We start from the raw sequence: 15,027 nt of genomic DNA, 5'->3' as shown, positions 1-15,027 counted from the left end.
GCAACGGCGGGGCGCCACGGCGCCCCGCACGACGACATTACTTGGTGATACGGGTCTGCACATCGTCTAACGCGGCTTTCACCGTTTGGCGGCCGCTGACGGCGTTGAGCACCGCGCTGCGTTCGGCGTACCAGAAAGCGCTCATCTGCGGAATGTTCGGCATGATCTCCCCGTTTTGCGAGTTCTGCATGGTGGCGGCGATCTTCGGATCTTTGGCCAGCGTTTCCTGGTAGGACTTCAGCGCCACCGCGCCCAGCGGTTTGTCTTTGTTGACGTCCGCCAGCCCTTCGTTGGTCAGCAGATAGTTCTCGAGGAACTCGGTCGCCAGTTCTTTATTCGGGCTGGCGGCGTTGATGCCGGCGGTCAGCACGCCGACGAACGGTTTGGACGGTTTGCCTTTGAAGGTCGGCAGCAGCGTCACGCCGTAGTTGATTTTGCTCTGCTCGATGTTGTTCCAGGCCCACGGGCCGTTGATGGTCATCGCGGTCTGGCCTTTGTTGAACGCGGCTTCGGCGATCGAGTAATCGGTATCGGCGTTGATGTGTTTGTTTTTCACCAGATCGACGATGAACTGCAGGCCGGCCTGCGAACCGGCGTTGGCGACGCCGACATCCTTGATGTTGTATTTGCCGTTCTCATACTTGAAGGCATAACCGCCGTCGGCGGCGATGATAGGCCAGGTGAAGTAGGGTTCCTGCAGGTTCCACATGATGGCGCTCTTGCCGGCGGCGCGCAGCTGTTTGTCCAGCGCCGGGATCTCTTCCCAGGTCTTCGGCGGCTGTTTGACCAGGTCTTTATTGTAAATCAGCGACAGCGCTTCGACGGCGATCGGGTAGCCGATCAGCTTGCCGTCATAGCGCACGGCGTCCCAGGTGAACGGGAACAGCTTGTCCTGGAAGGCTTTGGACGGGTGGACTTCGGCCAGCAGGCCGGACTGCGCATAGCCGCCGAAGCGATCGTGGGCCCAGAGGATGATGTCCGGGCCGTCGCCGGTGGCGGCCACCTGCGGGTATTTCTCTTCCAGCTTGTCCGGGTGCTCGACGGTGACTTTGATGCCGGTGTCTTTTTCGAATTTCTTGCCGACTTCGGCCAGGCCGTTATAGCCCTTGTCGCCGTTGATCCAGATAACCAGTTTGCCTTCCTCTATCTTGGCGAAGGCGGAAGAAGAGAGCACCAGAGTGGCCAGTGCCGAGAGCGCCAGCGTACGGGCGAGGGTAATGCTGCGAGTCATAATCCAGTCCTTCTTTTTGTGGGCACATAAATCAAGGAGAGACGTTTCGCGATCATAGTGGGTCACAACGCGACATATTCTCATCCTCCCCCCCTCTACGCCCCTGAGATGAGGAGTGTGATCCAGTTAACGTTGCGCTCTATTCTGTGGCGTCAGGCACAAAATAGGGGGGCGATTTTTGCCGGCTTGATCACAGATTTGCCTTAAGCGCGGAACTTCTCATCGCCGCGGTCGTTCTCTCATCCTCCCGTCTCCTCCCCCATGAAAAATCCTGTTACGGATGATTACCCTTTCCGGCGACTCCCGCACTATCGGCCCATCGATTTTCAACGCCACGCGCAGCAGGGATACCGGATTTATGTCGTCAATGCCTATCGCCACTCAGCCCACCCTGTACCGGATCCATCCGGCCAGTTTCCGTGACGGAAACGGGGACGGCGTGGGCGACGCGCACGGCATGCTGGCGGCGCTGCCGTATCTGAAAACGCTATCGATCGACGGTCTGTTGCTGCCGCAGACGCTGGCGCCGGAGGCCGAAACGGCGGTGACGGGCGAAGGGCTGACGCTGTGGTACGCCGACGAAGCCCATCGCGTTCGTCATGCCGCCGCCGCGCAGCGGTTCGCCCACGGCGCGCTGGCGCTCGACGTGATGCCGTTCAGCGCGGAAAAGCTGGTGGCGGTGCTGCACGCCCGCCGCGCCACGTTGGCGGACAGCCTGTGGAGCACCGGCGACGCCGATCAGCCTCGGGTGGTCAGCCGCTGGGGGCAGGGCGACCTGCGTTCCGCCGCCGCCTTTTTGACGCTGCTGGCGATGTTGCCGGCGCCGATCTGCCTGTACCAGGGCGAGGAGCTGGGGCTGCCGCACGCCGCCGGCCTGCAGGATCCGCGCGGCGCGCAAACGCCGATGCCGTGGCATGAAGCGCCCGAACAGGTCACCGCCGGCGAAGTCAGCTGGTATCAGCAGGTGGCGATCGAACACCGCGCGTTGGCCATCAGTCGCCAACAGCACGACAGCCACTCCACCTTGCGTTACTGCCAGACGCTGCTGGCCCTGCGCCGTTCGCCGCTTTTCCAGCGCGGCGAACTGAGCGCGGTCAGCCAGCGCGATGGCGTGGTGCGCTTACTTATTACCCATCAGGATCAATGCCTTGAAGCGCTGATAAACCTGCAGCCTTATACTCAGGCGGCCGCGCCGTCTGAGGCGACCTTGCCGTTGGCATGGCAGCACGGCGCGCAGCAAGAGGGTCATCAATGGGTTTTGGCGGGCTTTGCCTCCGCCATTTTCACACGACATGTTAACTGCGAAAGCAGGGGAGTAACGCATGGCTAGCGTGACACTGCGCAGCGTTTATAAGGCCTTCGGTGAGGCCGTGATTTCCAAAGACGTCAATCTGACCATCGAAGACGGCGAGTTTGTGGTGTTTGTCGGGCCGTCGGGCTGCGGCAAATCGACGCTGCTGCGCATGATCGCCGGGCTGGAGGACATCACCTCCGGCGACCTGCTGATCGGCGAGAAACGCATGAATGAAGTGCCGCCTTCCGAGCGCGGCATCGGCATGGTGTTCCAGTCTTACGCGCTGTATCCGCACCTGTCGGTGGCGGACAACATGTCGTTCGGCCTGAAGCTGGCCGGCGCCAAGAAAGCGGAAATCAATCAACGGGTGAACCAGGTCTCCGAGGTGCTGCAGTTGGCGCACCTGCTCGATCGGCGGCCGAAGGCGCTGTCCGGCGGGCAGCGTCAGCGCGTGGCGATCGGCCGCACGCTGGTGGCCGAGCCGGACGTGTTCCTGCTCGACGAGCCGCTGTCCAACCTCGACGCCGCGCTGCGGGTGCAGATGCGCATCGAGATCTCCCGTCTGCACAAGCGCCTGCAGCGCACCATGATTTACGTCACCCACGATCAGGTCGAAGCGATGACGCTGGCCGACAAGATCGTGGTGCTCGATGCCGGTCGCGTGGCGCAGGTCGGCAAGCCGCTGGAGCTGTATCACTACCCGGCCAACCGCTTCGTCGCCGGGTTTATCGGCTCACCGAAGATGAACTTCCTGCCGGTCAAGGTCACCGCGGCGGAGCCGCGACAGGTGCAGGTCGAACTGCCCAACCGTCAGCTGGTCTGGCTGCCGGTGGAAGGCGCGGGCGTCCAACCGGGCGCCAACCTGTCACTGGGCATTCGCCCTGAACATCTGCTGCCCGGCGAAGCCTCTGAAGTGCGGCTTACCGGCGACGTGCAGGTGGTGGAGCAGCTCGGCAACGAGACGCAAATCCATATCCAAATCCCGGCCATCCGTCAAAACCTGGTGTACCGCCAGAATGACGTGGTGCTGGTAGAAGAAGGTGCCACATTCGCCATCGGCCTGCCGCCTCACCGCTGCCACCTGTTCCGTGAAGACGGTACGGCATGTAAACGGCTGCACCAGGAGCCGGGCGTTTAAAGCATCAAAGTCGGTATAACAGGAGAATAATGATGACTACTCTGCGCAAACTTCCTCTGGCACTGGCTGTCGCCGCCGGTGTTCTCTCTACTCAGGCGCTGGCCGTGGATTTCCACGGTTACGCCCGTTCCGGCATCGGCTGGACCGGCAGCGGCGGTGAGCAACAGTGCTTCAAGGCCACCGGCGCCGCGAGCAAATACCGTCTCGGCAACGAGTGCGAAACCTACGCCGAGCTGAAACTCGGGCAGGAAGTGTGGAAAGAAGGCGACAAGAGCTTCTATTTCGACACTAACCTGGCCTATTCGGTTTCGCAGCGTTCTGACTGGGAAGACGTGACCCCGGGCTTCCGCGAAGTGAACGTGCAGGGGAAAAACCTGATCGAGTGGCTGCCGGGCTCCACGCTGTGGGCCGGTAAGCGTTTCTATCAGCGTCATGACGTTCATATGATCGACTTCTACTACTGGGATATCTCCGGCCCGGGCGCCGGTCTGGAAAACATCGATCTGGGCTTCGGCAAGCTGTCCGCCGCCGTGACCCGCAACTCGGAATCCGGCGGCTCTTACGGCTACCTGGATAACGAATGGAAACAGCGTCCGACCGTCAACGATACCTTCGACGTGCGCTTGGCCGGGCTGGAGCTGAACCCGGGCGGCACCCTGGAGCTGGGCGTGGACTACGGCCGAGCCAATGCGCAGGATAACTACCGCCTGGCCGACGGCGCCAGCAAAGACGGCTGGATGTTCACCGCCGAACACACGCAAAGCATCCTGAACGGTTACAACAAATTCGTGCTGCAGTACGCCACCGACTCGATGACCTCGCAGAACAACGGCCGCAACGAAGGCGCCACCATCGATAACAACGGCAAGATGATCCGCGTGCTGGATCACGGCGCCATCGACTTCAACGATCAGTGGGCGCTGATGTACGTCGCCATGTTCCAGGACATCGACCGCGACAACAACAACGGCACCACCTGGTACACCGTGGGCGTGCGTCCGATGTACAAATGGACGCCGATCATGAGCACCCTGCTGGAAGCCGGCTACGACAACGTCAAATCTCAGCGCACCGGCGATCGCAACGGCCAGTATAAAGTGACCCTGGCGCAGCAATGGCAGGCGGGCAACAGCATTTGGTCGCGTCCGGCCATCCGCCTGTTCGCCACCTACGCCAAGTGGGACGAGAAGTGGGGCTACGCCACCGGCGATGACACCGGGTATAACGCCGGCACCGCTTACAACGACACCAGCATGCATACCTTCAGCCGCGGCAAGGATGACGAAGTCACCTTCGGCGCCCAGATGGAAATTTGGTGGTAACGACAGGACGGGGAGGGCCGCCGGCTCTCCCCCAACCGCATTCGCCGCGGCCCGATCTCTTGCCTGATCCGCCGCGGTGCTGAAAGAGGATATAACGATGAAAAAGAATCTGCTGTCACTCTGCCTGTCGCTGGCGCTGACCGTCGGCGCGCCTTTGGCGGCCAACGCCGATACGCCGGCCAACGTTTCCGTCGCCCCGGCCATCAGCGCCGCCACGCTGCAAAGCCTGCCGTGGCAGCCGCTGCAACCGCCGGTGTCGCAAGAAGTGAAGCTCGACGCCGTTAGCCCGCAGCTCAATCAGGGCGACATTCAGGGGGCGATCGCCGCCTATACGCTGCCGGCCGATCGCGGTTCGCTGGAAGTGACGCTGAGCAGCCTCGCCAAGAACAATTCGCTGTACGCGCCGAGCGTGCTGGTGCTGGACGAGCATCTGCGCCCGGCGGCGTATTACCCGAGCAGCTATTTCCCGTATCAGCCGCCGGGAGCAATGTCCTCCGATCGCCTCGAAGGCACGTTGAAACTGACGCCGGCGCTCGGTCAAAAACAGATTTACCTGCTGGTGTACACCACCCGTCAGGATTTGGCGAAAACCACGCAGCTGACTAACCCGGCCAAGGCCTACGCGCAGGGCGTGGGTAACGCGGTGCCGGATATCCCGGATCCGATCGCCGGCCACGCGACGACCGGCACGCTGAAGCTCAAGGTGACCGCGGAACAGGGCACCGGCAACGTGATGATCGGCATGCTGCAACCTGCGCCGACCGTGGCGCCGGTGGTGGTGGGATCAACCGCACCGGCCGCCGTGGCGGCGCCTGCACCGACGCCGGAGAAACCGGCGGAGCCGATGCTCAACGATACCGAAAGCTACTTCAATAACGGCATCAAGCAGGCGGTGAAGGCGGGCGATATCGACAAGGCGCTGAAACTGATGAATGAGGCCGAGAAACTGGGCTCGACCACTGCGCGTAAAACGTTTATCAGCAGCGTAAAAGGCAAGGGGTAACACCCGACGCTGCCGATGCTGGCTCGATGATTGGTGCGCTTTGGCGCACCTTTTTTCATCCGCGGGCCAGCGTTGCGCCGATCAACGCCAGCAGACGGGCGTTATCGACCTGCTGCATGATGCGCACCGGCTTGCCCTGCGGCGGCGGCATGCCGACCGTCAGGCGCAGGCTGTCCGGCCGCCAACGGCGTGAGCTGCCGCGCGTCAGCGCCCCTTCCAGCGCCACATCCACATGGAACATCTCGGTCGTGACCAGCTGCGGTGCCAGCAGCCAGGCGATCACCAGCGCATCATGGATCCAGCAGCCCGGCAGGCGCCGTGTATGGCGCGAATAGTCGATCCACGGCTGCGTGGTGGCGCGCAAATAGCGGCACAGCGGCGTATCCGGCTGCGTCAGTGCGGCCAGATCCGCCTGGGTCAGCATGGTCTGGGTGGTGACGTCCAGCGGCGCCAGCGTGATAGCGGCGCCGCTGTTCAGCACCAGCCGCGCGGCTTCCGGATCCAGGCCGAAATTGGTGTCCTTGATGTATCCCTCGACGTTGAATACGCCGCCCATGATCACGATCTCTTTCACCGCCTGCGCCATCTGCGGGTACAGCTGCATGGCGTGCGCAACGTTGGTCAGCGGGCCGATCGCCGCCAGCGTTATCTCGCCGGGATGGCGGCAGATCAGCTCGCCGATGGCGATGGCGGCGTCCGGTGCGGGCGCGTGGGCGAGTGAGGGCGCGGGCAAGTCGCGCCACAGCGCCGCCAGCTTCGGATCGGCGATCGGCCTGTCCAGATGCGCGCGCCATGGTTCCGGCGGCTCGCTCAGGGCGCGCGCCGCGCCGAGGGCGACCGGCACCTGGTAGCCGCTTTGCGCCAGCAGCTCGCTGGCGACGGCGAAGCCCACTTCGCGCGGGGTGTTGCCGGCCACGATGCTGATCAGTTCCAGCTGCAGCTGCGGTTTGGCCGCCAGCGCCAGGGCCAGCGCCAGGCCGTCGTCGACGTTGGCGCCGGGAACGCCGTTGCCGGGATCGCAATCAATGATCAAACGCATAGAAGGTGTCCTGAAAAACCGCTAACAGCCGCAGGAACGGCGGATGCGCAGTTGAAAAGCGAATTCATGCAGCTCGGCGGGCGCGGCGCCGGCGGCCAGCATGGCGATGGCCCGCTTGGCCATGGCGTCGATAGGCTGCTCGACCGCGCTGAGCGGCGGCACGCTGAATTCGGATTGCTGCGTGCCGTTAAAACAGATCAGCGCCAGATCGTCCGGCGCGCGCAACCCATGCTCCGCCAGCGCCGACAGGCAGCCGAGCGCCTGCTGCTCGTTGGAGGTGAAAACGGCGCGCGGGCGCGGGCCTTGCACCAGGCGCTGGGTGGCCTGGTAGCCGCCCTGGCGGGTGTAAGGCGCCTCGAAAATCCACTCGTCGCGCGGCGCAATGCCCGCCTCCAGCAGCGCATCGCGCCAGCCGTTCAGGCGATCCTGCGCGTTGAGCATGGTTAGTGGACCGATAAAAATGCCGATGTCGCGATAGCCGTGCTGCAGCAGATGGCGGGTCGCCTGGCAGGCGGCGTCGCGCTCGTCGACGCGGATGGCGCAGACGCCGGCCTGGCTGTCGATAGTGTCTATCATCACGCAGGGCGTGCCGGAGGCGCGGATCAGCTCGAACCACGGATGGCGATCGACGCTGGTGTACAGCAGGCCGTCGACCTGGCGACGCAGCAGGTTATTGATCAGCTCATACTCGCGCTGCCGGTCATCGCCGGCGTCGCCCAGCAGCAGCACGCGGCCGCGGCTGAAGGCCTCCTGCTGCAGCGCCCGCGCCAGCGTGGCGAAGAACGGGTTGGAAATATCCGGCACCACCAGCCCGTAGGTTTGCGTGCTGCCGGAGGCCAATGCCCGCGCGATGTCGTTCGGCCGGTAGCCGGTCTGCTCGATCGCCGCCAGCACGCGCAGCCGGGTGGCTTCCGCCACCGGGCGCGGGCCGTTGTTGATCACATAGCTGACCACGGCGACGGAGGTGCCCGCTACGCGGGCCACGTCGGCGCGGGTAACGCGTCGCGCGGAGTGATTATCCAAATTGAGGTCCTGTTCGCCTTCTCGCTACGCGGCATCCTGCGGCAGGTTGAGATCGCGGCCGCGGGTTTCGGGAGCAAAGAAGGTGGTGATTAAGCCGATGGCCGCCATTACAACAAAATAGCAGGCGACAGGCCACCAGTGACCGTAACCGGACAGCAGCGCGGTGGCGATCAGCGGCGCGGTGCCGCCCGAGAGGATCGAGCCGAGCTCTTTGGCGAACGCCATCTTGGAGTAGCGATTCTTCACGCCGAACAGTTCGACGCCGTAGGCCGCCTGAACGCCGAAGATCCCCAGCGACGCGATGCACATGCCGACCACGATCACCGAGATGACGATAGCCGGTTCACGGCTGTCGAGCAGCCAGAACGCCGGGAAGGCGTACAGCACCAGCAGCAGGCAGAACCACCGGTAGGTGATGCGGCGGCCGAAACGATCGGACAGCCAGCCGGCCAGCGGGATCACCAGAAAACCGCACAGCGAGGCGATCAACACCGCCAGCGCCGGCACCGATTTATCGACCATCAGCACCTTGGCGACATAGCCGACGATAAAGCCCTGGCACAGGTAGGAGGGGCCGTTTTCGCCGATGCGCAGGCCGAGCATCACCCAGAACGCCTTAGTGCGTTGCAGGTAGCTGCGCGTATCCGGCGCGGCCTGGGCGGCGTCCAGCATGCGCTGGTGGTTTTGCTGCAGCTCGCGTTCGAATACCGGCGTTTCCCGCACGTGACGGCGCAGGTACAGCGCCACCCCGGCGATCAGAATGCTGGCGAGGAACGGAATGCGCCAGCCCCAGCTCATCAGATCTTCCTTGTCCAGCTGCAGCACCAGCAGCCATACCAGCGACGCCAGCAGGGTGCCGCTGTTGGAGCCGATGGCGATGATCGACGCCACCAGCCCGCGCCGCTTGGCCGGCGCGTATTCCGCCAGCATCACCGCGCCGCCGGACAGCTCCGCCCCGGCGCCGAACCCCTGCGCGAAGCGCAGGATCACCAGGCAGGCGGGCGCCCAGACGCCGATTTGCGCATAGGACGGGATCAGGCCGATCAGCGTGGTGGAGAGGCCCATCAGCGCCACGGTGGTGATCAGCACCACGCGGCGGCCTTTGCGGTCGCCGATCCAGCCGAACACCAGCGCGCCGATCGGCCGCGCGACGAAGCCGACGGAGTAGGTGGCGAAACTGGCCAGCAGCGCCACCAGCGGCGTGGCTTCCGGGAAGAACACGTCGCCGAACACCATGCCGGCCGCCAGGCCGTACAGCGCGAAGTCGACGTATTCCATGGCGGTGCCGAGCCAGCAGGAGAAGGTGGCGCGCCAAAATTGGCTGCGCCCCTCTTTGGTCGCCAGGCGTTCATCGGCCGCCAGCGCGGCGTCGGCGGTCTGTGAAGGGGCAAGCGTTGTTTCGCTCATGGCAGTGCTATCCTCTTTTGTTCTGCGCCTGGAGGGGCGCGGTTAAAGATGGTTTCCCTGGTGCCGGCAACAAAGGTGTGCCGACAAATCATGTCGGACGCATGGCGATTCAACGCTGCTGTATCAGGGTATCTACGCGCGTAGATAACACAACGCGAGGAAGCTGAAACTTTGCGGGCGATCACAGAATCGTCAGCGCGCCGGGAAATGAAGATAGAGAATACGGATGGCAAAAAGATGACAGAACCCCGGTTTTTCCGGCCGATAGGCCTGCCGTTTTCGCCACGAATCAGCCTGCCGCTTTCGCATTTCTGCGCTACAATGGGGGCCTGTTAACAGTTTGTATCGTCTGGCGCGCCGTACCGGCTGCGGTTCAGGCGAGGAGTAAAGCAATGTCTGGCATCAGGGATTCCATCCTGCCGCCGCTGGAGTGGTTATCCGAACAGGATCCTCCGGCGCCCGCCGCCGTCAGCGACTGGCTGATGGAGTTAGGCTCCATGACCCGCCGATTTGAACGCCATTGCGCCCAGGTGCGCGTTGAGCCGCAGCGCGAATGCTTCGTCACGCGCGAGGCGCTGGGCGACGAGGCTAACCACCTGCCCGACAGCCCGCGCTACTGGCTGCGCGAAGTGGTGCTGCTGGGCGACGACCAGCCCTGGCTGCTGGGGCGCACGGTGATCCCGGAACATACGCTGACCGGCCCCGATCAGGCGTTGGTGGATCTGGGGACGCTGCCGCTCGGGCGCTATCTGTTCAGCAGCGGCGATCTGACCCGCGACTATATCCATATCGGCCGGCAGGACGCGCTGTGGGCGCGTCGTTCACGGCTGCGGCTGGCGGGCAAGCCGCTGCTGCTGACCGAACTGTTTTTACCGGCTTCGCCGCTGTATTCAGCGGTTCCCGCATAAGAGAGGAGAGCAAGACGTTGGAGGGAAGCGTGACTCAAAGTAAATGGCGGGCTTACAGCCATTTGATGCGCATTGATAAACCGATCGGCACGCTGTTGCTGTTGTGGCCGACGCTGTGGGCGCTGTGGCTGGCCGGGAAAGGCGTGCCGCCGCTGTCGATTCTGGTGGTGTTCGTGCTCGGCGTGTTCCTGATGCGCGCCGCCGGCTGCGTGGTGAATGATTACGCCGATCGCGCGGTGGACGGCTACGTAAAGCGCACCGCCGGGCGGCCGATGCCGAGCGGCCGGGTGAGCGCGAAAGAGGCCAAGGTGCTGTTCGTGGTGCTGGTGCTGATCTCGTTCTGCCTGGTGTTGACGCTGAATGCGATGACCATCTGGCTGTCGCTGGCGGCGCTGGCGCTGGCCTGGGTGTATCCTTTTATGAAGCGGGTGACCAACCTGCCGCAGTTCGTGCTGGGCGCCGCGTTCGGCTGGGGCATTCCGATGGGCTATGCGGCGGTCAGCGAATCGCTGCCGCTCAGCTGCTGGCTGCTGCTGCTGGCGAACATCTGCTGGACGGTGGCCTACGACACGCTATATGCGATGGTCGATCGCGACGATGATCTGAAAATAGGCATCAAGTCCACCGCTATCCTGTTCGGGCGTTATGACAAGCTGATCGTCGGGCTGTTGCAGTTCGCGACGCTGTTGCTGCTGGTATGGGTCGGTTATCTGGCGCAGCTCGGCGGCGCGTTTTACTGGTCGCTGTTGCTGGCGGGCGCGCTGTTCATTCACCAGCAGAAGCAGATCGCCGGGCGCGAGCGCGAGGCCTGTTTCAAGGCCTTCCTGCAGAACAATTATGTCGGGCTGGTGGTGTTTATCGGCATCGCGCTCAGCTATCTGCCGGCGTAACGGTTTCCTGCAGCAAGAAAAAAGGCACCCCTCGGGGTGCCTTTTGTGTTTCCGCGCCGGGCGAAATCACTCGTCTTTCTCTTCTTGCGCATCGGTTTGCGGCAGAGCGTTGGTCTCTTCCGGCATGTTGACGCTTTCGATAGTCAGCTTGATTTCCGGCGTGATCAGATCGCTCAGCATGTTGTACACCTCGAGGGTGTGCTCGCGGATCGCATCGCCGCTGTCGTTGATGTAGCCTTCTTCGCGCAGCGTCGCCACCAGGGTGGAGAACACCGCCTTGTCGAAGAATTCCGGCGCGTTGATGCCGTGCAGCACCGACAGACGCTGCGCCATGATGCGGCTCTCTTTCTCCAGCGCGCCGCGGTTGATGCTCGGGTTGGCGCTGAGGATCGACATAGTGATGGCGTAGCGTTGCAGGGTTTCGCGCACCCCGGCGGCCAGCAGCTGCAGCGGACGAATGCGCGCCGGGTTCAGCACCAGCTCGTCGCCTTTGTCGCAGATCAGCTGTTGGCGGATCAGCTCGTCGATCATCGGCCGCAGCACGTCCGGCAGCTGCTCCTTGTCGTTATGCAGGAACAGCTCGGCTTTCAGCATCGGGTAAATCATGCCAATCTGGCGCAGCAGTTCGGCGCGCGATACCCGGCGATGATGCATGACGATGCTGGCGATCAGCGACGGCAACACCAGCAGGTGGTGGATGTTGTTGCGGTAATAGGTCATCAGCACCGCCTGCTCGCGCGGCAGAATGATGATGTCGCCGATGTTGTCCTTTTCCACCTCGAACTTGTTCATGTTCAGCGCGTGATCCAGCAGCTCGTCCGGCGTCTGCGACGGTACGGTGACGTCATGCGCGTAAGGCGCGTTGCGCATCAGCTGCAGGTAGCACTCGAGCTGCTCGAGCAATTGTTCGCGGGTCAGCGAACGCTGGCGCGAGGCCAGCAGCGCGGTGGAACACAGGTTCATGGCGTTGGCCGCGGCGGCATTGTTGATGCGCACCATGATCTGGCCGGCGAGATCGTTGACCGTCGGCGTCAACCAGCTTGGGCGCTGAGCCTCGATCGGATCGATCGACTCGCGCCACTGCGGCACGTGCTGGTTGAGGTAAGCGGTCAACGGCAGCGGTTCGCCGAAGTTGACGTAACCCTGGCCCAGATTGCGCAGTTTGCGCAGGCCGCGCAGCATCTGCAGCAGGCTCTCTTTTTCCTTGGTGGCGCCGCGCAGCTCTTTGGCGTAGGTGCCCACTTCCATCACATGCTCGTAGCCGATGTAGATCGGCACCAGCGTGATCGGACGGGCGCCGCCGCGCAGCATCGCCTGAATGGTCATCGACAGGGTGCCGGTCTTCGGCTCCAGCAGACGCCCGGTGCGGGAACGGCCGCCTTCCACGAAGTATTCCACCGAGTAACCGCGGGTGAACAGCTCGCCGAGGTATTCGCGGAACACCGTCGAGTAAAGCTTGTTGCCCTTGAAGGTGCGGCGGATGAAGAACGCGCCCAGACGACGGAAGATCGGGCCGGCCGGCCAGAAGTTGAGGTTGATGCCCGCAGCGATGTGCGGCGGCACCAGGCCCTGGTGATACAGCACGTAGGACAGCAGCAGATAGTCCATGTGGCTGCGGTGGCAGGGCACGTAGACGATCTCGTGGCCGTCCTGCGCCAGCTGGCGCACGCGCTCGGCGTTGGTGACGTTGATGCCCTGATACAGCCGGTTCCAGGTCCAGCTCAGCACGCGATCGGACAGACGCACGGTTTCGTAGGAGAAGTCGGCGGCGATCTCTTCCATCAACGCGATGGCGTTCTGCTGGGCCTTCTCGTGCGAGATCTTCTTGCTGCGCGCTTCGTCCTCGACCGCTTTTTCGATCGCTTTGGACGCCAACAGCTTGTTGAACAGATCCTGACGGGCCGGCAGGCTTGGGCCTACTGCGGCCAGGCGTTGACGCGAGAAGTGCATGCGCGCCACGCGCGCCAGTTTCTGCGCGATGGTTTTATCCGTGCCGTGTTCGGTGGCCATGCGGCGCAGCGAAACGGTGTTGGAGAAGCGCACGAAGCTGTCGCGGCCGAGCCACAGCACGGCGAAGAATTTTTGCACGCCGTTCAACAGACGCAGGTGCGGCGTGCCGTGGCCTTCGCGGCCCGGCGAGCGGCCGAACATGACCGAAACCGGCAGCATCTGAATGTCGAGATCCGGATTGCTGCGATGCAGATCCAGGTAGTCGTGGAACAGCTTTACCGACTCTTCTTTCGGGGTGTAGTAGCGGAACACGCGCGGGCCGTCGTGAATGAACACGTAGCTCGGCAGCACGGTGCCGTCGATCTCCAGCGCGTTGAGCGGATCGGGCAGATCCTGCGCCAGGCACTGGGTGCGCAGCGTCAGCAAATCCGCCTTGGAATTGTAAGGTAAAACATACAAAATCGGCCGTGAGGGATCCAACCCTAGCTCGGTAACCGGATCTGAAGGGATGACCTTACTTCTTACCAACAATTTAAGTGGTAAATTCAATATTTTATAATAAATTTTACGCCAACCTGACATAACAACGTGAAGCCTCTTGTTAGCAATGCGCCGCAAGCATACCAGAAACCGGGTAGCAGATCTGTGGTGTTCGAAAACCGAGAGCCGTCAGCGCGGACTGTTCTAGACTCTTTTTATTATGACCGACCTCTGAGAAAGGCACGAAAACATGGCAAACCAAGCAACCGGATTGACCCGCATCATCAAGGCCGCCGGCTATTCTTATAAAGGGCTTTCCGCCGCCTGGCAACACGAGGCGGCGTTCCGCCAGGAACTGGTGGTGACCCTCCTGGCTATCATACTGGCTGTCTGGCTGGACGTGGGTGCGATAGCGCGCATTTTATTGATCGGATCGGTGGCGCTGGTGATGATCGTCGAGATCCTGAACAGCGCGATCGAGGCGGTGGTGGATCGCATCGGCAGCGAACACCATGAGCTGTCCGGGCGGGCCAAGGACATGGGATCGGCGGCGGTGTCGCTGGCGATCGTACTCGCGCTGTTCGTTTGGGGCACGGTCTTGTGGCAGCATTTTGGCTGACGCAAAGCGCCTACTGACTGATTTTTATTTATTCTTCGGTTCCCAATCCGCGCTTACCTGTATATACTCACAGCAAGACTGTATAAACAAACAGGGGGCGGAATGAAAGCACTAACTACCAGACAGCAAGAGGTCTACGATCTGATTCGCGATCATATTTCGCAAACGGGCATGCCGCCGACGCGTGCCGAGATCGCGATGCGTCTGGGGTTCCGTTCGCCTAACGCCGCCGAAGAGCACCTGAAGGCGCTGGCACGCAAAGGCGTGATCGAAATCGTCTCCGGCGCGTCGCGCGGTATCCGCCTGCTGATGGAAGAAGAAGAAGGGCTGCCGCTGATCGGCCGCGTCGCCGCCGGCGAGCCGCTGCTGGCGCAGCAGCACATCGAAGGGCACTACCAGGTGGATCCATCCCTGTTCAAACCGAGCGCCGATTTCCTGTTGCGGGTGAACGGCATGTCGATGCGCGACATCGGCATTCTGGACGGCGATCTGCTGGCGGTGCACAAAACGCAAGACGTGCGCAACGGCCAGGTCGTGGTCGCGCGCATCGAAGACGAAGTGACGGTCAAACGCTTGAAAAAGCACGGCAACGTGGTTGAACTGCTGCCGGAGAACAACGAATTCCAACCGATCGTGGTCGATCTGCGCCAGCAGAATTTCACGATCGAAGGGCTGGCGGTCGGCGTGATCCGCAACGGCGACTGGATTTAATCGCCGCGCCAT

General features: G+C 62.7%; 13 protein-coding genes. 8 read left to right on the top strand and 5 right to left on the bottom strand.

From position 1 onward, the window contains the following. Positions 1-37: 37 nt before the first annotated feature. On the bottom strand, positions 38-1,231 hold the full coding sequence (malE, locus tag ACSBQV_RS23590) for a maltose/maltodextrin ABC transporter substrate-binding protein MalE (protein WP_046897185.1): 1,194 nt from the start codon (positions 1,229-1,231) through the stop codon (positions 38-40). A gap of 358 nt (positions 1,232-1,589) precedes the next feature. Here malE and ACSBQV_RS23585 point away from each other — a divergent pair, with 358 nt between their 5' ends. The 4 genes from ACSBQV_RS23585 to malM all read left to right on the top strand — a co-directional run bounded on the left by ACSBQV_RS23585 (position 1,590) and on the right by malM (position 5,988). Next, positions 1,590-2,561, top strand: coding sequence for an alpha-amylase family glycosyl hydrolase (locus ACSBQV_RS23585; RefSeq protein WP_099784431.1), 972 nt, complete (start codon positions 1,590-1,592; stop codon positions 2,559-2,561). Next, a complete protein-coding gene (malK, locus tag ACSBQV_RS23580) occupies positions 2,554-3,663 on the top strand; it encodes a maltose/maltodextrin ABC transporter ATP-binding protein MalK (RefSeq protein ID WP_016930284.1) in 1,110 nt (369 codons plus the stop codon). Before ACSBQV_RS23585 ends, malK begins: the two co-directional genes overlap by 8 nt. Positions 3,664-3,695: 32 nt before the next feature. Next, positions 3,696-4,985: a maltoporin gene (locus tag ACSBQV_RS23575; protein WP_025304461.1), complete on the top strand. Its 1,290-nt coding sequence runs from the start codon at positions 3,696-3,698 to the stop codon at positions 4,983-4,985. Between the two features lie 97 nt (positions 4,986-5,082). After that, a complete protein-coding gene (malM, locus tag ACSBQV_RS23570; protein WP_069100417.1) occupies positions 5,083-5,988 on the top strand; it encodes a maltose operon protein MalM in 906 nt (301 codons plus the stop codon). A 55-nt stretch (positions 5,989-6,043) separates the two neighbouring features. Here the strand turns inward: malM and ACSBQV_RS23565 are convergent, their stop codons facing one another. The 3 genes from ACSBQV_RS23565 to ACSBQV_RS23555 are packed head-to-tail and all read right to left on the bottom strand — an operon-like array spanning position 6,044 to position 9,457. Further along, positions 6,044-7,027, bottom strand: coding sequence for a nucleoside hydrolase (locus ACSBQV_RS23565; RefSeq protein ID WP_033651212.1), 984 nt, complete (start codon positions 7,025-7,027; stop codon positions 6,044-6,046). Positions 7,028-7,048: 21 nt separating this feature from the next. Further along, positions 7,049-8,050, bottom strand: a complete 1,002-nt coding sequence (locus tag ACSBQV_RS23560; protein WP_047026580.1) for a LacI family DNA-binding transcriptional regulator — start codon at positions 8,048-8,050, stop codon at positions 7,049-7,051. A gap of 24 nt (positions 8,051-8,074) precedes the next feature. Further along, positions 8,075-9,457 carry an MFS transporter gene (locus tag ACSBQV_RS23555; RefSeq protein ID WP_099789653.1) on the bottom strand — a complete coding sequence of 461 codons (1,383 nt, stop codon included), beginning with the start codon at positions 9,455-9,457 and terminating at the stop codon, positions 8,075-8,077. Between the two features lie 392 nt (positions 9,458-9,849). On the opposite strand from ACSBQV_RS23555, the gene ubiC reads away from it, so the two are divergent. Both ubiC and ubiA read left to right on the top strand, forming a co-directional pair. Then, positions 9,850-10,365 (top strand): chorismate lyase, encoded by a 516-nt coding sequence (ubiC, locus tag ACSBQV_RS23550; RefSeq protein ID WP_033651214.1) that lies wholly within the window; start codon positions 9,850-9,852, stop codon positions 10,363-10,365. Positions 10,366-10,382: 17 nt separating this feature from the next. Further along, positions 10,383-11,255 carry a 4-hydroxybenzoate octaprenyltransferase gene (gene ubiA, locus ACSBQV_RS23545; RefSeq protein ID WP_025304455.1) on the top strand — a complete coding sequence of 291 codons (873 nt, stop codon included), beginning with the start codon at positions 10,383-10,385 and terminating at the stop codon, positions 11,253-11,255. A gap of 66 nt (positions 11,256-11,321) precedes the next feature. On the opposite strand, the gene plsB is transcribed toward ubiA, so the two are convergent. Beyond that, positions 11,322-13,787: a glycerol-3-phosphate 1-O-acyltransferase PlsB gene (plsB, locus tag ACSBQV_RS23540; RefSeq protein WP_046897191.1), complete on the bottom strand. Its 2,466-nt coding sequence runs from the start codon at positions 13,785-13,787 to the stop codon at positions 11,322-11,324. Positions 13,788-13,935: 148 nt separating this feature from the next. On the opposite strand from plsB, the gene ACSBQV_RS23535 reads away from it, so the two are divergent. Both ACSBQV_RS23535 and lexA read left to right on the top strand, forming a co-directional pair. Beyond that, the gene (locus tag ACSBQV_RS23535; RefSeq protein ID WP_015379225.1) at positions 13,936-14,304 is read left to right on the top strand and encodes a diacylglycerol kinase; all 369 of its coding nucleotides are present in this window, start codon (positions 13,936-13,938) and stop codon (positions 14,302-14,304) included. A 102-nt stretch (positions 14,305-14,406) separates the two neighbouring features. Beyond that, positions 14,407-15,015 (top strand): transcriptional repressor LexA, encoded by a 609-nt coding sequence (gene lexA, locus ACSBQV_RS23530; RefSeq protein WP_025160136.1) that lies wholly within the window; start codon positions 14,407-14,409, stop codon positions 15,013-15,015. Positions 15,016-15,027 lie beyond the last annotated feature (12 nt).

It is taken from the genome of Serratia sp. B501, from assembly GCF_051172315.1.
GTDB classification, from domain to species: domain Bacteria; phylum Pseudomonadota; class Gammaproteobacteria; order Enterobacterales; family Enterobacteriaceae; genus Serratia; species Serratia ureilytica.
Note: the sequence above shows the minus strand (reverse complement) of the source record. Positions and strands in the feature narration are given on the sequence as shown.